We start from the raw sequence: 16,695 nt of genomic DNA on the forward strand, positions 1-16,695 counted from the left end.
TTAATAATTCATTTGAATAGCTTAATAGAAGCAATATATAATCATTAATATGATGTAGATTTTTTAATAAAGTAAATTCTGGTTATGATGATTTGTCGTTCTAAAACCACAAATGATAAATAAATTTATCATCAAGAATAATACCATGACAAAGTAAATATTTAAGTAATATTTAGTTCATCCTGAGTGATACAAATTTTAAACTAGGAAGAATATGTTATTTTTAGTTGGAGTCATTACAGTATTTGGCTCAGTGATATTCGGTTACACCATGCACAATGGTGATCTCTTATTACTATGGCAACCGAATGAAATAATAATTATATTGGGGTCAGGTATTGGCTCAGTATTGATAGCAAACCCTATGCATCACTTATTTCAAGCAATAAAATCTTTTTGGTATTTGTTTAAAGGTAAACCATATACAAAAGATGACTATATGCATTTGCTCAAAATGTTCTTTAATATTTTTAAAATCATGAATGCCAAAGGAGCAGCTACTATTGAATCCTATATTGAAAATCCATCTGAAAGTGAATTATTTAAATATTTTATAACTTCAAAAAATAAGATGAAAATAATAAGTTTTATAGTAGATAATTTACGAATAATAACATTAGGCATTAAGGATCTACACCAGCTGACTGAAATAATAGAAGGAGAAATAGCTATATATCATAAAAATGTACATGTACCCAAGAATTTATTCCAATCTTTAGCCGATTCACTACCAGCACTTGGTATAGTTGCTGCAGTACTCGGAGTTATAACTACAATGAAGAATATAGCTGAGCCTCCTGAAGTACTTGGATCACTTGTAGCAGCAGCTTTAGTTGGTACATTCATGGGAGTCTTACTATCTTATGGGTTGTTTTTTCCTATTGCACATTATCTTGGTACATACGCATATTATGAAATGATATTTATAGAATGCATTAAAACAGGGTTTTTAAGTTATGCAAGTGGTCATCCACCTATAATTATTATAGAAATTATGAGGAAAAATATCCCAAATACTTTAAGGCCCTCGTTTTATGAATTGGAAGAATATATGTTTAAATAATAAAAAAAATCAATCATCAAGATTATGTCTAAACAGCAGACTGTAATAGTAAAAAAGGCTAAAAATCTTAATCAAGATGATAGCCACCACATGGGATCATGGAAAATAGCATACGCAGATTTCATTACAGCCATGATGGCATTTTTTTTAATGATGTGGTTAATTAATACAGTATCTGAAGATAAATTAGTAGGATTATCAGAATATTTTACTTCTAAAGAACATACAAATAATTACAATAAAACCAATAAAGAAGGAAAAATATTAGAAATTGGCAGCCCAGAAACATCTCAAGATAGCATCGCTATCGAGTCATTGATTAGTGGAACAAATATAATAGGCAATAATCTACAGGATAAAATCCATAATTTCTTTAAGAAAACAGGTCTCAGTAAAAAAGACAAAAATAATTTTATTAATATCATAAATGGAATTTTAACCACAAAAAATCTGAAGTCTTACCTAGAAAATATATATATTGATGTTACAAATGAAGGATTAAGAATACAAATCATAGATAGTATTAATAGATCTGTCTTTAAACCTAATACAGCAATATTGCAACCATATATAACAAAACTTCTTAATGCATTGAAAGATGTACTACATAAAGAACAAAATTATTTATCAATAACAGGGCACACCAGAAGCATTATCTCATCAGAGACTAATAGTCTAGATTCTTGGTATCTATCAGCTACAAGAGCAAATACTATCAGAAAATATTTAATCGATAATAATATCATAAATAATTATCAGTTACTTAAAATCGTAGGCAAAGCAGACACAGAACCATTTGAAAATAATAACCCATACAGTATAAAAAATATGCGTGTCACCATTACCATTTTAAATACTAAATCAATACCTATTCATAATAGAGTGTTACCACAAAATTTTTTAAAGACAACAGAAACAATTCAATAATATATACTTGTTCATAATACATTAATCAGAAAAATATCCATAAAAATAGTTAAAACTTACTTTGATAATTTTTACCATTGACAGAATCATAATAATCAACTTAATACTAGTGATAAAAATTAAAACACACTAATAAAAGCATTATACTGCTTTTAAATTTGTCGAATATTTACACTGGATTTACGAAGCAATAGTTTACTAAATTGTAAAAATTGACTAACTGAATCTACTATGTCATCATGCTTACTGTGAGGAAATGTTGTTAATTCATTTAATACCACTAAACTATACCTAGACTTTTCAGGAATTAAAACCTGACCAGCACGAAACATAGGGGCAACTAAAGTAAATCTAGTAATTTTATCATTAATTGGCTTTATAGCCCTAATATTATGAAGACCATCTAACATCAAGTCTTGTATAACAGATTGTCCACTTGCTTTATCCTCTATCAAGATATATTTTGGCATGTATTTTTTACTTTGTTTTTCAATATTTAATTTAAGCACAGGATAAGTCATTTTTTCTCTTATAAGATCCACTAAATAATAGTGATTATTATATATACCCCAACAAGTACAAACTGTAAAATCAGCATCTTTAGATATTTTAATTGCTGTATCCCAACTTAAAACAAAATATTCAAAACCATCCGGTACAACTGAATAAAGGGTAATATCAGACTTAGATAAGATTGAATAATCTTCTACTAAAGGCTCTTGTAGATATTGAGAATGATAATTAGCAACCCCTATTTCCCCTTCTAATTTCTTAAGCGTTGAACTATTATCAAGCTTACTATTTAAAATTTCACCTTTTTTATATTCATATTTTTTATTATTCACTGAAAAAGCAATATCCTTTTGAGCAATAATAGGGATTTTTAATAATTCCCAAGAGCCAGAAGATAACAAATAACCAGCAAGATCATTCTGGTGTAATCGTTGCATTACAAGAATAATTGCACCAGTATTTTTATTATTTAACCTGGTAGCAAAAGTATTTTCAAACCAATCTATGACCTTGTTACGTGCTTTTTGAGAATTTATATGCACAGGATTATGTGGGTCATCAATAATCAATACATCTCCTCCTTCACCAGTAGCAGAACCACCAACACTAGTAGCAAATCTAAAACCATTTTGATTAGTTAAAAATTTACTTTTTTGATTATGAGTTTTACTAAGAATAGTATTAGTAAATAAATTTTTATACCAATCAGATAACAAGATAAATCTAGTATCTACAGAATGTTTAGTACTCAATACAGAAGAATAACTTGCCGCCATGATTCTACATCCTGGGTTATGACCTAGCAACCACGCAGGAAAAGCTACACTGACGCATAAAGATTTTAAATGACGAGGAGGAATATTAATAATTAATCTATTAATTTTGTTGAATCTAACTAATTCTAAATAATCTGCAATTAATTCTATATGCCAATTACTAAAATATTCATTGCAAGGGTTGATAGTAGAAAAAACTTTATTAATAAAACTGGGTAAATCTTGGCGCAGTATTGCAGATAACAGTTTGAAACTATATCTCATTATTTTATCTAGTATCTGTTTTTTTTTGACTAATATCTAATAAATAATTGATGAATTATTTATATTTTGCTAAAAAATTATTTATGATTTGTTGATCATTATCATCCAAAATTTTTTCAGAATCTATTTTTTGTTCTAAACTTAGTTTATTCAATTGTGTGGTAAGTGATACTAGCTTTTGTAAACAATCTGTAATATTTTTTTTTGTCATTTTTGACTGTGTTGTTTTACTATTTATATCTAGTTCCTCTTCTAATAATGAAATTAACCTTACAATAAAATTATATAACCTATTAATTATAGAATGCATAATTCTTTACTCTTTTTTTTATTTATTACTTACTTATTCATTTTGAATGTTATCTCCATCTTCAAGCGGAGCAAGGCCAACAATTGCTCTTTTTTCGTTCAATGTCATAAAATCTGCACCTGAAATTCTTTCCCATAGTCTTTCGCGCTTTTTGTTTAAAGCCGATATAGAATCTAAATCATAATGGATAATTAATTCTTCATTAAACCAACAAGAAAGCCAGTGACTCAGTGCTCCTGATAACTTATTTAATAGTGGTATGATATTTTCTTCCCAAAATGATAGCCTGGCTTCTTGCATATTACTATAAGTATTATCTCCTATAATACCCAACAATTGAGGTGGAACATTAAAAACTATTGCTATATCTCTAGAAATAGAATCTTTTAGCTCAAGGAACTTTTCTAATTTTTGCTGATGATGCATTTCTTGCCACTGCAATCCTCCCTCTAATATTAGAGGCTTGCCTGAATTGGATACACCAGTAAAATTATCATAAAACTGTTCCTTCAACCTATAGAATTGTTCATCTGTTAGATATCCATTACTATCTTTAAAAATCAGCGCGCCAGTTGGTTTACTACTGTTATTTAATAGTGACATATTCCACTCTATAATACGAGAATACAGATTAATGGATTTTACAGCTACATCTAAGGCAGATAATCCTTTATGTTGGCTATTAGGATTATAATTCTTTAGATGTAATACTCTAGAAACACGAGTAACAGGGTTAATATAGTATAATTTTTCATAATCACCTATTTTATGTCTATAACCAACTACAGATGTTGTATTTGTTACTACACTTACATTCTCAGAATTCAAAATATAAATTGAATGCGGAAAATCATTTTTTTTATGCCTAGTTACTAAATAACTATCACCATGAATTAGCATATTAGCTATAAGTGAGAAAAAAAAATCTGTTCCTGTTGTCTCAGGATTAGGAAATTTCAACAATTTTAATGCAGGATGCTCCTGTAATTTCTTGGTACCATGCCTAGTTTTAGTATAAACCAACCAAGGTACATGGCTAGCTGAAGTGGCAATTAAGTTTATACATTTATGAACTATAATATTATAGTACTGCTTATCATTGCTAGTAGTAGTGCTATATGTTTTATCATCAGATAATATATGGGTTGGTAAATCCAAAATATCAAAAGATTTTTTCTTACTTCTATCAAAAATTTTTTTTAAGTATTTCTCCAACATATTTTTTTTGTAACTAAATATAAATTTTGATAACAATATTTTTATTACATAATCAAGTTAAATGACTATATAATCTTAATAATGTTGGTATATTATAATATTTTATTGCTATTACTAAGCAACTAATATTAATATATCGAGTTTATTACATCTGTAACAAACTTATATGAATAAAAATTCTGTATATCAGAATACAGAATAACTGACTGAACTTTAGCACTAATTCTTATAATATTAGAATTAATACTCATATAAATGGATTTTAAAATTGTTAGAATCTTAATCGTTATGTTACACTAGAACTAATTGCTTTATCTTCATATCTCACTCTAGAAGTGATGCTAGGTAGTTATTGTATGAGGAAGATATACCTTAACGTTAGTAAAGTTAAGGTTGCTGAACATTATTTTATTTGGTTACATATATGTCCGGAAAAATTTTAGAGTTGATAATATTTGCTGTTATAGCTTTTATGATTATTAATAGATTAATATCTATATTAGGTAGAATATCGGAAAAAAACCATACAGAAAAAAGCAAAAGAAGCTTCTTTGGAGAAAATAACTCTAAATATGTAAAAGATGTAACTCACACTTCGATCCAAGGAGATTCTAATACAAAAACTATTACAGATAGCATAACTGAACAATTACCAGAAATGGAAGAAAGTAGCTCTAAATCTGAGATTATGACTTCACTGAAACTATTAAAGACAAAAATACCGAATTTTGATATTAATAACTTTGTATTGATAGCTAGAAAAGTGCTGACTATTCTTTTATCAAATAACAATAAGAAGAATTTTGAACTAGAAAAATTTGTAGACAAGAGATATATAAACGATTTTAGAAAATCATTGCAAACTTATGGTAACTATATTGCATCTGATATAAAAAATTTAAATATAAAAATTGTAGAAATATATATATTTGGTAATAATGCATTTATTAAAATTTTGTTTTTTGGTGATAATATAACTGATCTAATAGAAAAATTTAACGAAGAATGGACATTTACAAAAAGTTTTCTATCAGATGATAATGTTTGGTACTTAAGTAATGTAGAACGCTATACATAATAATTTATTATGAAGTTTTTAATACTAACAATAATAAAAATATATCAATATATAGCATCTCCCTGGTTGGGTAATAATTGCAAATTTTATCCTAGTTGTTCACAATATGCCATTGATGCTATAACAAGTTATGGTTTAATTAAAGGAGTATATATTAGTATTATTAGAATATTAAAATGTAGCCCATTTTCAAATGGGGGATATGACCCTATTAAAAAGAAAGATATAATGTAAACATTAACTTTTCACAATATATTAGAAATAAGTTATTTGAATGCTAGAAAAAAACTAAATCAATCACTATATAGATATTTGATGATGTTACAGACCTCACTAAGTAATACGCATAATAAAAATAAAATAACTTAGGATGGTGCTGGTTTTATATTTTAATGTTAATGGAATATTAATATGATGAATCTTGAAATATTTACTAATGCTGCCAGACAAGTTTTAGAGATTGCTAATATAAATGCGATTACACATAATAATCCTCAGATTTTACCTCTACACCTAATTTCGGCACTAATTCATGACAAAAATCACCTGGTACAAAGATTAATTACAGAATTAGGGGGGGATATAAATTTTATTAATCAAAATATAGAAAAGAAAATTTCACAATTATCAACTATTCATTCCAATAATAATTCCAATATTAATGTAGATTTTTCATTAGAAGTAGTAAAAATAATAGAAACTGCTATCAAAATCAGTAAGCAAAATGGCGACAAGTTTGTCACAGTTGAAAGATTATTTGAAGCATCATCATATAACAGTGAAATCATTGAACTGTTGTCTGTATTTAATATTAACAATGAAAAAATTGCTCAATCGATAGCAACCCTAAGAAAAGGCAAAACAGCAGATAGTGATTCATCAGAATTAAAATATAATGCCTTAGAAAAATATGGAAGAAATATTACTAATTTAGCAGCTGAAAGGAAGATAGATACAATCATAGGTAGAGATACAGAAATAAGGAGATCAATCCAAGTGCTATCAAGAAGAAATAAAAATAACCCTATATTGATAGGAGAACCAGGAGTAGGTAAAACTGCTATAATTGAAGGATTAGCATATAGAGTATTCCTAAAGGATGTCCCAGAATCTTTATTAAATTCTCAAATTATTGAATTAGATATAGGAGAATTAATCGCTGGAGCTAAATTTAGAGGCGAATTTGAAGAAAGACTCAAGGCAGTACTAAACGAGATTAAAGAGTCGCAAAACCAAGTTATTCTATTTATAGATGAAATACATCTACTAGTAGGTACCGGTAAAACTGAAGGTTCAATGGATGCAGCAAATTTATTAAAACCAATGCTAGCAAGAGGAGAGTTACACTGCATAGGAGCTACAACTCTAGATGAATATAAACAATATATAGAAAAAGATACAGCATTAGCAAGAAGATTTCAGCCAATATATATTTCAGAACCAACAGTAGAGGATACTATATCAATTTTGAGAGGCATCAAAGAACGTTATGAATTATACCACGGTATAGCTATAGCAGATTCTGCAATAATAGCTGCTGCTAGACTATCAAGTAGATATATTACAGATAGATTTTTACCAGATAAAGCTGTAGATCTAATGGATGAAGCAACTAGTAAAATAAAAATTGAAATATCAAGCAAACCTGAAGAAGTAGATAGACTAGATAGGCAAATAATGCAAATTAAGATAGAATTATCTGCTTTAGAAAAAGAAAAAGATGAATACTCACAATCTAAAATAAAAAAACTTTCTGAGAACCTAGAATCCTTAGAAAAAAAATACCAAGACTTGTACTCAATATGGAGTAGTGAAAAAAATAAAATAAAACTTGCTCAAACACTAAAAAAAGAATTAGAAAATGCAAAATTAGATCTAGAAAATAGTGAAAGAATAGGAGATTTAGCAAAAGCTGGAGAAATGAAGTATGGAGTAATACCAGAATTACAGAAAAAAATTAAAAAATTACATAATAGCGAGCAATCTCTAAGTTTTATTAAAGAAAAGGTTACAGCTAATGATATTGCATTAGTAGTTTCAAGAATTACAAACATTCCTGTAGAGAATATGCTATCCGACGAAAAAGAAAAATTATTAAACATGGAGACAATATTAAAAAAATCAATAGTAGGGCAAGATGAAGCAATAAATGTAGTAAGTAATGCAATAAGAAGGTCCAGAACTGGAATTCAGGATATACAACACCCTATTGGAACATTTTTATTTCTTGGCCCTACAGGAGTTGGGAAAACTGAGCTCAATAAAGTACTAGCAAATTTTATGTTTAATGATCCTAAGGCTATTTTAAGAATGGATATGTCTGAATATATGGAAAAACACTCAGTCTCAAGGTTAATAGGCGCACCTCCAGGCTATATAGGATATGAACAAGGCGGTCTACTAACAGAATCTGTCAGAAGAAGACCGTACCAAGTAATACTATTTGATGAAATAGAAAAAGCACACTCAGATATATTCAATCTGATGTTACAAATATTTGATGAAGGCAGATTAACAGATAGCCATGGGCATTTAGTAGACTTCAAGAATACATTAATTATCTTAACATCTAATATAGGTTCAGATATATTATTGAATCAAAGAGAAGAAGATAACCAAGACGTAATAAGGGAAAGAATATTATTAAGATTACATTCTGTATTTAAACCAGAATTTTTAAATAGAATAGATGAAACAGTGATTTTTCATCGTTTATCTAAGCAACACATGTTTAATATTGTAAAAATTCAATTGGATAGCTTAAAAAATACGCTGCTACTACAGAGCAACATTAAAATTGATTATAATAAATCATTAATAACATGGTTGGCTAACAAGTCATATAATCCAAGCTACGGAGCCCGCCCTTTAAAGCGCTTAATACAATCTGAAATACAAAATAACCTTGCCAAGACTTTGTTATCGGAAACTATCGAGCATGATAAGCAATTTATTATTTCTATAGAAAATGATAAAATAAAAATAGGCTCTAAACCTAAAAAATAACTTTGTGTTGCGTTATTATTATATACTAGCGTGTGTAGTTGTCTTTTTTTTATTTTGTAGAAAACACTCTTGTATGTTACTATCTGCGTGTGCCTTTCTATATTATTAAATTGATACGAGTTAAAATTAAAAAGCCGGATTAGCTCAGTGGTAGAGCAAACGCCTTGTAAGCGTTAGGTCATCAGTTCAAGTCCGATATCCGGCACCATAATCTAATTATATTAATGAATACAACAAAAATAATAGTTGCTATTACAGGAGCATCTGGTGTGATATATGGAATAAGGCTATTACAGATATTAAATGATTTAAAAAAGTCATTTAATAATGAGACTCACTTAATCATTTCAAAAGCTGCACATATTACTATCAAACAAGAGACTTCTTATTCTATCAATGATATTAAAGCCTTGGCAACTTATTACTATAATGTATTAGATATATCTGCTACTATAGCGAGTGGTTCTAACCATATTGATGCCATGATAATATCACCTTGCAGTATGAAGACCTTATCGGCTGTAGCACACGGATATGAAAATAATCTTATATCTAGGGCCGCAGCTGTAACATTAAAAGAGAAGAGGAGATTGGTACTAATGATACGTGAAACACCATTAAATTCAATACAAATTAAAAACATGTTAGAATTAAGTAACATAGGAGCTTTAATTTGTCCCCCAATACCAGCTTTTTACAATAAACCCAATTGTATAGATGATATGATAAATCACTCTGTTGCTAGAGTATTAACCCTAGTTAATATAAAAACACAATTAATAAAACCTTGGAATAAAAGTTGATTTTGTATTAGTATATTAGCTATGTGTAGGATACTAGCTAATAACTAAATCATTAATATTAAAATTAAAATAATATTTTTAATTAAATCAGCTCTATCTTAAAAAAGTTACTATGTCTTTTAGTTCAATATCGACTTCAATATTAGCAGTACTACTTATAGTAATCAGTGTAATTCTGCTGTATAGTACAATGAAACAAGAAAAGACACTAGAAGAAAAAAATCAAATATTAATGAACTATCACTTAGAACTAAAATTCATATATCAAATCATATTTGATAACCTAAATATTCCAATAGCTAGTGAATTTTGTAGTCAATGTATAGAAAAGTTAAAAAAATATTATGATCTGATTGACATAGTAATCATAGATAGTATTAATATGATGAAAGTATCACAAACATATACTACCACTATATTAGGTAAATCAATATTAGATTATATAGAGAACAATAAAACATTTATTGAAAAATCACTGAGTAATAGTCATAAAATCTCTACCCTATCATGTAATTTACAAAATATAGATCTTATCTTACACATAGTACCAATCACAGCAGAGATGGTAAATGATGGAATAATAATTTGTGTAGAAAAAGCTCCTACGTTACTAGACGAACATGAAATTGCTAGTTTATATAACATACTAAATATTCTTAGAAAAAGAATTGCAGATATTTAGTAAATAGAATCCTAAATATCTAATTTTTTATAATCCTTAGCAGGTAGGAAACCCTTGATAACTTCATTCAAAATAGGTCTAAAACCTGGCCTAGATTTAATAACAGAATACCATTGAGCTATTTCTGGCCAACAATCCCAATTAATATCTCCAAGATAATCAATAATAGATAAATGTGTAGCAGCTACAATATCTGCACAAGAAATTTTATCATATATGAGATAAGAGTGAGAATTCAATTTTTTTTGAATAATACTCAAATTTGAAGCTAGATTATTCTTAGCAATATGTATAAAATTACTTCTTGGAGAACCCTGTTTAGTAAATAACTTAATAATTTTTTCATAAATCAATATTTTAGTGACATCATTACAAAATTTATAGTTAAACCACTCAATATATTTTCTAATTTCTGCTTTTAATTGTAAATCTGCCGGCATAAAAAAAAAATCCACGCGCTCAAGATCTGCAATATACTCTATTATTGAATATGTACCAGTCAACAAGAATTTCTGATCTTGATTTTGTACCAGCAATAGCGGAGATACTAAACAATTATTAATATTTAATGTAGTATACTCTTGATCTAGATGTTCTTTACAAATAATTCTGTAATTAATATTTAATTCCTCTAAAAAAAATCTAACCTGTCTAGATAAAGGACAAATAGAGTAATAATAAAGGGTATACATTTAATTTTAACAAAATTAAAAATTGATTTCCAAACTAACGATATAAAATAATACTATAAAAATTTTATAGAAATATACATAAGTGATGAGAATACGGAATTAATTTTTGAATAACTTAGGTATATCTTGTAATTCTGAGTCAGATTTATTGACTTCTGATTTCTTATCTGAAAAAACATCTGATGCGTTAACGTCGTCTGAGTCATCATCGTTAGACCTAGTAATTGAACGCAAAATACGTTTCCAAAGACTAGATTGGTTAGATTTAGTATAATTTATACCAGACATATCTGAATATGATTTACTAGGTAATCGATCGAAATTGGTATTAATACTATTATTATTTGCTATATTAGAATCCAGATTATCTTTTTCTGGTAAAGGAATTTCACCTAACTTTTCATTGCTAGGATTGACTTTTGAAATATTATTTTCATTTTTTTTATCTAAATTTTGGTTTAGAGTGGAAGCATCTTGAGTATATGAATCATTAATAGTAAGAAATGGATCATCATGCTTTAATGATAAAATATTTACACTATCCTTAGACATAGCTACAAATTCTTCTTCAAATTGTTGTTTTTCTGATGGTTGCTGCTTTGTATTATCACAATTATTTTCTGAATATTCAGTATGATTCAATATACCAGTAGCTACTACAGAAACTCTTATACTACCCTCCAAATTATTATTATAGGTTGACCCAAATATCACATGTACATCATCATTATTCACCTCAGATATAATTTTATTTGCAGCACTATCTACCTCATATAAAGTCATATCTTTACCACCTGTAATATTTATTAATATACCAGTGGCACCACACATAAAACTATTATCTAATAATGGATTAGTGATTGCTGCTTCTGAAGCCTGTATCGCCCTATTTTCTCCTTGTGCTTCTCCAGTGCCCATCATTGCTCTACCCATACCAGCCATCACTGTTTTAATATCAGCAAAATCTAAGTTAATCAAACCTGGCATTATGATCAAATCTGTAATACCTCTCACTCCTGAATTCAATACATCATCAGCCATTTTAAATGCTTCGGTAAGAGTAGTACTTTCATTTGCTACTCTGAATAAATTTTGGTTAGGAATGACTATTAAAGTATCTACATATTTTTGTAATGATTCTATACCAGATTCAGCAGTTTTCATTCTACGTACTCCTTCAAATAAAAAAGGTTTAGTCACAACTCCTATAGTTAAGATATTCATTTCTTTTGCAATCTTAGCAATGACAGGTGAAGCGCCAGTCCCAGTACCTCCTCCCATACCAGAAGTAATAAAGACCATATTACTACCATCTAAACAAGATCTGATTTCAGACTCAGACTCCTCTGCTGCAATTCTACCATCTTCTGGAGAAGAGCCAGCCCCTAACCCTTGTGTAGAAATGGCTCCAAGCTGGATCCTATTTTCACATTTAGAATATTGCAAAGATTGAGCATCAGTGTTAGCAACTAAGAAATTTACTCCCTGTAGATCAGAGTTAATCATATTATTAATAGCGTTACCACCTGCTCCCCCAACCCCCAATACCGTAATCAAAGGTTTTAAAACATCATTTTTAGGTATTTTTAAATCTAGCTCCATAGCACCACTTTCAAATAAAGTTACAACACATATTTTTATGTTTTAATGTAATTCAATTGGAATGTCAATTCCAGTTATATCACCAATATTATTATAAAAATATACATAACACTACTTTAGCCATTTACTACATAAAGTACTAAGTAAAATAGGATTTGAATCCAACAAAATATATTATACAATAAAAATGGAATTAGTTGTTAATTTTTTATAAATAATTTGGAATGAGTAAATCAAATACGTCAGTCATTAGTCACATTATAGAATTAACTAGATTGAATAATCCTACAGGCTATATGTTAGTGTTTTTCCCTACATTATTCGGATTATTAGCTGGATATGCCTCAATAAATCATTCTGGAATGGACATAGGATATAAATTTTTGATGTTTTTTATAGCAAGTATCGCAATAAGAACAGCAGGATCAATAATCAATGATATCTTTGATAGAGATATTGATGGTTCAGTATATAGAACTAAAAATAGGCCACTCGCTAATAATAACTTAACAGTAAAATCTGCTATAATAATAATAATACCCTTTTTATCAGTGGCACTCATAATACTCTCCACGCTAAACAGAACATCAATAGTAATAGGATGTATAGGATTTATATTGATCTTAATTTATCCATTACTGAAGAGGGTTACGTATTTTCCTCAGATATTTTTAGGTCTAACGTTTAATATAGGAACATTAATAGGATACACCAGTGTAACAAACACAATAGAGATAAATGCTATAATGCTGTATATAAGTTGCTTTTTGTGGACAACAGGGTTTGATACAATATATGCATTCGCGGACTTAAACTGTGATAAAAAAATCTCAATAAAATCCATGGCAATTTTTTTAGAAAATAAACCCTATAAACTAATTATTACAATCCTATATCTATCATTTATAGGTATTATGTTCCTGGTATATGAATCTTTCAATGCAAACAAAATTCGATCACTTAATCAGCAAATATTTACAATAATATTATTTATACTCAGTAGTTTTATTTTGCTCTGGCAAACGTACACCCTAGATATAAAAGATAGAAAAAGCTGTTTAATAAGGTTCAAAAGCAATAACTACATAGGAACTTTATTAGGAATATCATGGATATTAACATTATAGAGTTACCACTTAAATAAAATAAAATTATTTTTTTTCAATCAAGTCCTTTAATATCAGCTCTACTTCTTCTATAGTTAGCCTAACTACTGAAGCAATTTCTTCTACTGTGAAGTCGTTTCTAAACAGTGATCGTGCTATGCTCTCTATAGTATTTAGATTCTTTTTATATTCTTTATATTCTTTTGTAGGATTATCAGTATGTAACTTCATATTTTCTTTATATTGTCTGTATCCTTTGGTAGGATCATCAGGATATAACACTTCTCCTAAATCTTTTGGTTCTTCATCAGGGTTATTATCAAGTATAATTTTTGCTACTATATCTTGTAATTTCTTTATCATTTGCATTTTAGTCATCTTTTTCGTATTGAGTTTATAGTCAACTAACAACAACTCTAACTTTTTCTGCTGATCATTATAAAATTCTAATTCTCCCTCTAACTCTGTGTTTACTTCATAAAGTTCAGAATTATCCTGGTTTAACTGTCTATTATCTTCCTCTTTCTTGTGCAAATAATCCGATGTGATATCCAATGCTTCTTCCTTTGGTTTAAACAACATCATAACGGATGATGCAAGCATTGCTAATAAATATGCATATACGAATCTTGCAGATATATTTTCATCTGCTACCTCATGCATTACAGCATAGATCTGATATAAGAATTTGGCTACCCAATATCCTACAATATTCATCAATATCGTCATTTTCCAGCCTACCAGATAAGCCATGATAAATATATTTGCTGTGAATATCCCAAATGAGATCAAGCTATGCTTAGTTATCATTACAAAAAATGTGTTGAATACTCCTAACATTAAGAATATCGAGACATACCACAGGACCAATGTTATCTTGCTATCTAAAAAGTCATCTCTGTAGGGCAGCATTGTTGAAAGGAGTGACGCTACTGATATTGCTATCATCATTATATATATCGATGTCTGCAGGGATGAATTAAGATTGATTCTATGACCATAAATTATAGCTAATGTCGACAATATTGAAAAAAATCCGAATACAGTGAATCTTATCTCGTATCTCTCCAGATTTGCCTGAAAATATTCACCAGACATAACATCAAATAAAAAACTCCTCAACTCTTTGAAGTTATTTTTTCTTTCCTTTCTTAAAAATATTAAATATGAATCCGCTTTTGCTCTGATTATGAAGCCCCCTTCTTTACCCCTTGAGTAATGCAATACTAAAATCATTAATGTAGTAACTGCCGCTGCTATGACTGATGGCTCAATTGATAAAAATAATTTACCCAGTACTATAGCACTAAATCCTGTACCCATCGATATCAATATTACATTCTTTCCTGTTCTAAATCCAAATATCGTTAATAACAATACTGGGATTACCATAGCTACATAGAACCCTTTTGTGAATAAAATAATTTTCAGTAAATTATTCTCCAAAGATGCTAATCCTAGAGCTAATAACCCTAAAAGAAATGAAAAAGATTTAGCTGCATATAATTGATGCGCAGGATTTTTACTAGGCCATACATCATTAGCAAAAGTTACTGCTGAAGTATTAATATGAGAATCAGCTGTAGACATTGACATTGCTAATACCCCTATTATTAATATTCCTGCTATTCCTGCAAAGATCGAATATTTATTGACTATTTCAGGTATTAGTTCTTTAGGATCTAATTCAGGATTAATAATAAATAATGATGTTGGTATAATAGCTATTAAACATACAATAATCGTTAATGCAATAGCTGAAATGAAAATTGCACTCCGTATTTTAGTTAAGTTACTTGCCATTAATATTCTGTGAGCTGTTGGTGGTGATAGTAGAGCCCTTATGAAAAAAAATAACATCAGATTCACCATATTCCAAAATGAGGTGTTTTCGATAGTAAATATTTCACTTAAATTAAATTTTGGATATTGTAACAATTTTGAAAAATAACTTGTACTTCCTCCAGCAAACTGAAACATAATTAATCCAATAATAATTATAGATATTGATAAAGTAAGAAATTGTATAATATCTGTATATACCACTGATTTTATTCCTCCTACAGCAGAATATAATGTTACTAATGAAGCCGCAAATACCAAAGAAAATGTAGAGCTATTACCTGTAAAATATTCAAATATTTTACCAAAAACTTTAAATTGTACAGCTATCGCACCCACAGATCCTATGATAGTCACTATAGATATAATATATCTTGTTATTTGTCCGTAAGTTTTACTAATGGCTTCTGCCATTGATATATTGCCTAAAAAATCCTGCATCCTTGGTACTATGAAAAATGCTAATATGATTAATGCGATATAAGGAGAAACAGTGATTAACATATAATGAAATCCTTTGTTATATATCTCAGATAGTCTGAGTGAAAACCCACTACCACTCAAATAGGTAGCAACAATAGTTGCGACTAGCTCTCCTGTAGAAAAATTTCTATTACCAAGAGCAAAGAATTTAAATGTCTTAACTGTGAAGATATTCTTAAGACCTGTCCAGCAGATGATACCAATAAATACTATTATTATTGATTTATCTGCAAATTCTAATGGGATTTTAACTGATTCTACAACTGATTCCATATTTTCTTATAATCATTAATTAATCAACCTAGGGATTATCTATCATTTTTACTCATA

At 28.7% G+C, this 16,695-nt stretch carries 14 protein-coding genes and 1 tRNA gene; 9 read left to right on the plus strand and 6 right to left on the minus strand.

Annotation, left to right across the window (positions count from 1 at the left end):
• Positions 1-214 precede the first annotated feature (214 nt).
• Together motA and IHI24_RS02945 are read left to right on the plus strand one after the other, a co-directional pair.
• Positions 215-1,063: a flagellar motor stator protein MotA gene (gene motA, locus IHI24_RS02940; RefSeq protein ID WP_194966570.1), complete on the plus strand. Its 849-nt coding sequence runs from the start codon at positions 215-217 to the stop codon at positions 1,061-1,063.
• A 24-nt stretch (positions 1,064-1,087) separates the two neighbouring features.
• A complete protein-coding gene (locus IHI24_RS02945) occupies positions 1,088-1,990 on the plus strand; it encodes a flagellar motor protein MotB (protein WP_194966571.1) in 903 nt (300 codons plus the stop codon).
• 152 nt (positions 1,991-2,142) lie between these two features.
• On the opposite strand, the gene terL is transcribed toward IHI24_RS02945, so the two are convergent.
• The 3 genes from terL to IHI24_RS02960 are packed head-to-tail and all read right to left on the minus strand — an operon-like array spanning position 2,143 to position 5,071.
• On the minus strand, positions 2,143-3,543 hold the full coding sequence (terL, locus tag IHI24_RS02950) for a phage terminase large subunit (RefSeq protein ID WP_194966572.1): 1,401 nt from the start codon (positions 3,541-3,543) through the stop codon (positions 2,143-2,145).
• A 55-nt stretch (positions 3,544-3,598) separates the two neighbouring features.
• Positions 3,599-3,853 carry a hypothetical protein gene (locus tag IHI24_RS02955; protein ID WP_194966573.1) on the minus strand — a complete coding sequence of 85 codons (255 nt, stop codon included), beginning with the start codon at positions 3,851-3,853 and terminating at the stop codon, positions 3,599-3,601.
• Positions 3,854-3,886: 33 nt separating this feature from the next.
• A complete protein-coding gene (locus IHI24_RS02960) occupies positions 3,887-5,071 on the minus strand; it encodes a phage portal protein (protein ID WP_194966574.1) in 1,185 nt (394 codons plus the stop codon).
• A 424-nt stretch (positions 5,072-5,495) separates the two neighbouring features.
• Between IHI24_RS02960 and IHI24_RS02965 the strand changes: the two genes are divergently transcribed.
• The 6 genes from IHI24_RS02965 (at position 5,496) to IHI24_RS02990 (ending at position 10,640) form a co-directional block, all read left to right on the plus strand.
• Positions 5,496-6,149 carry a hypothetical protein gene (locus IHI24_RS02965; RefSeq protein ID WP_194966575.1) on the plus strand — a complete coding sequence of 218 codons (654 nt, stop codon included), beginning with the start codon at positions 5,496-5,498 and terminating at the stop codon, positions 6,147-6,149.
• A 9-nt stretch (positions 6,150-6,158) separates the two neighbouring features.
• Positions 6,159-6,383, plus strand: coding sequence for a membrane protein insertion efficiency factor YidD (gene yidD, locus IHI24_RS02970; RefSeq protein ID WP_194966576.1), 225 nt, complete (start codon positions 6,159-6,161; stop codon positions 6,381-6,383).
• Positions 6,384-6,563: 180 nt separating this feature from the next.
• A complete protein-coding gene (locus IHI24_RS02975) occupies positions 6,564-9,155 on the plus strand; it encodes an ATP-dependent Clp protease ATP-binding subunit (protein ID WP_194966591.1) in 2,592 nt (863 codons plus the stop codon).
• A gap of 133 nt (positions 9,156-9,288) precedes the next feature.
• Positions 9,289-9,363, plus strand: a tRNA-Thr gene (locus IHI24_RS02980).
• Positions 9,364-9,379: 16 nt separating this feature from the next.
• Positions 9,380-9,958 carry a UbiX family flavin prenyltransferase gene (locus IHI24_RS02985; protein ID WP_194966577.1) on the plus strand — a complete coding sequence of 193 codons (579 nt, stop codon included), beginning with the start codon at positions 9,380-9,382 and terminating at the stop codon, positions 9,956-9,958.
• Positions 9,959-10,070: 112 nt separating this feature from the next.
• Positions 10,071-10,640 carry a hypothetical protein gene (locus IHI24_RS02990; protein WP_194966578.1) on the plus strand — a complete coding sequence of 190 codons (570 nt, stop codon included), beginning with the start codon at positions 10,071-10,073 and terminating at the stop codon, positions 10,638-10,640.
• An 11-nt stretch (positions 10,641-10,651) separates the two neighbouring features.
• Here IHI24_RS02990 and IHI24_RS02995 read toward each other — a convergent pair whose 3' ends face one another.
• Both IHI24_RS02995 and ftsZ read right to left on the minus strand, forming a co-directional pair.
• Complete coding sequence (locus IHI24_RS02995) at positions 10,652-11,332, minus strand: glutathione S-transferase family protein (protein WP_194966579.1); 681 nt, start codon at positions 11,330-11,332, stop codon at positions 10,652-10,654.
• Positions 11,333-11,431: 99 nt separating this feature from the next.
• Positions 11,432-12,934 (minus strand): cell division protein FtsZ, encoded by a 1,503-nt coding sequence (gene ftsZ, locus IHI24_RS04750; RefSeq protein ID WP_194966580.1) that lies wholly within the window; start codon positions 12,932-12,934, stop codon positions 11,432-11,434.
• 224 nt (positions 12,935-13,158) lie between these two features.
• Here ftsZ and IHI24_RS03005 point away from each other — a divergent pair, with 224 nt between their 5' ends.
• The gene (locus tag IHI24_RS03005) at positions 13,159-14,061 is read left to right on the plus strand and encodes a UbiA family prenyltransferase (protein ID WP_194966581.1); all 903 of its coding nucleotides are present in this window, start codon (positions 13,159-13,161) and stop codon (positions 14,059-14,061) included.
• A 24-nt stretch (positions 14,062-14,085) separates the two neighbouring features.
• Here the strand turns inward: IHI24_RS03005 and IHI24_RS03010 are convergent, their stop codons facing one another.
• Complete coding sequence (locus tag IHI24_RS03010) at positions 14,086-16,638, minus strand: sodium:solute symporter family protein (RefSeq protein ID WP_194966582.1); 2,553 nt, start codon at positions 16,636-16,638, stop codon at positions 14,086-14,088.
• Positions 16,639-16,695: the final 57 nt, after the last annotated feature.

This window comes from Rickettsia endosymbiont of Cardiosporidium cionae, from assembly GCF_015476335.1.
In the GTDB taxonomy this organism is placed as follows: domain Bacteria; phylum Pseudomonadota; class Alphaproteobacteria; order Rickettsiales; family Rickettsiaceae; genus JADHZC01.

Excerpts from the sequence above, each read along its gene's own strand:
- IHI24_RS02945 (WP_194966571.1), top strand. The coding sequence starts at position 1,088 with ATGTCTAAACAGCAGACTGTAATAGTAAAAAAGGCTAAAAATCTTAAT.
- IHI24_RS03005 (WP_194966581.1), top strand. The coding sequence starts at position 13,159 with ATGAGTAAATCAAATACGTCAGTCATTAGTCACATTATAGAATTAACT.
- IHI24_RS02955 (WP_194966573.1), bottom strand. The coding sequence starts at position 3,853 with ATGCATTCTATAATTAATAGGTTATATAATTTTATTGTAAGGTTAATT.
- terL (WP_194966572.1), bottom strand. The coding sequence starts at position 3,543 with ATGAGATATAGTTTCAAACTGTTATCTGCAATACTGCGCCAAGATTTA.
- yidD (WP_194966576.1), top strand. The coding sequence starts at position 6,159 with ATGAAGTTTTTAATACTAACAATAATAAAAATATATCAATATATAGCA.
- IHI24_RS02990 (WP_194966578.1), top strand. The coding sequence starts at position 10,071 with ATGTCTTTTAGTTCAATATCGACTTCAATATTAGCAGTACTACTTATA.
- IHI24_RS02960 (WP_194966574.1), bottom strand. The coding sequence starts at position 5,071 with ATGTTGGAGAAATACTTAAAAAAAATTTTTGATAGAAGTAAGAAAAAA.
- IHI24_RS02965 (WP_194966575.1), top strand. The coding sequence starts at position 5,496 with ATGTCCGGAAAAATTTTAGAGTTGATAATATTTGCTGTTATAGCTTTT.
- IHI24_RS02995 (WP_194966579.1), bottom strand. The coding sequence starts at position 11,332 with ATGTATACCCTTTATTATTACTCTATTTGTCCTTTATCTAGACAGGTT.
- motA (WP_194966570.1), top strand. The coding sequence starts at position 215 with ATGTTATTTTTAGTTGGAGTCATTACAGTATTTGGCTCAGTGATATTC.
- IHI24_RS02975 (WP_194966591.1), top strand. The coding sequence starts at position 6,564 with ATGAATCTTGAAATATTTACTAATGCTGCCAGACAAGTTTTAGAGATT.
- IHI24_RS02985 (WP_194966577.1), top strand. The coding sequence starts at position 9,380 with ATGAATACAACAAAAATAATAGTTGCTATTACAGGAGCATCTGGTGTG.
- IHI24_RS03010 (WP_194966582.1), bottom strand. The coding sequence starts at position 16,638 with ATGGAATCAGTTGTAGAATCAGTTAAAATCCCATTAGAATTTGCAGAT.
- ftsZ (WP_194966580.1), bottom strand. The coding sequence starts at position 12,934 with ATGGAGCTAGATTTAAAAATACCTAAAAATGATGTTTTAAAACCTTTG.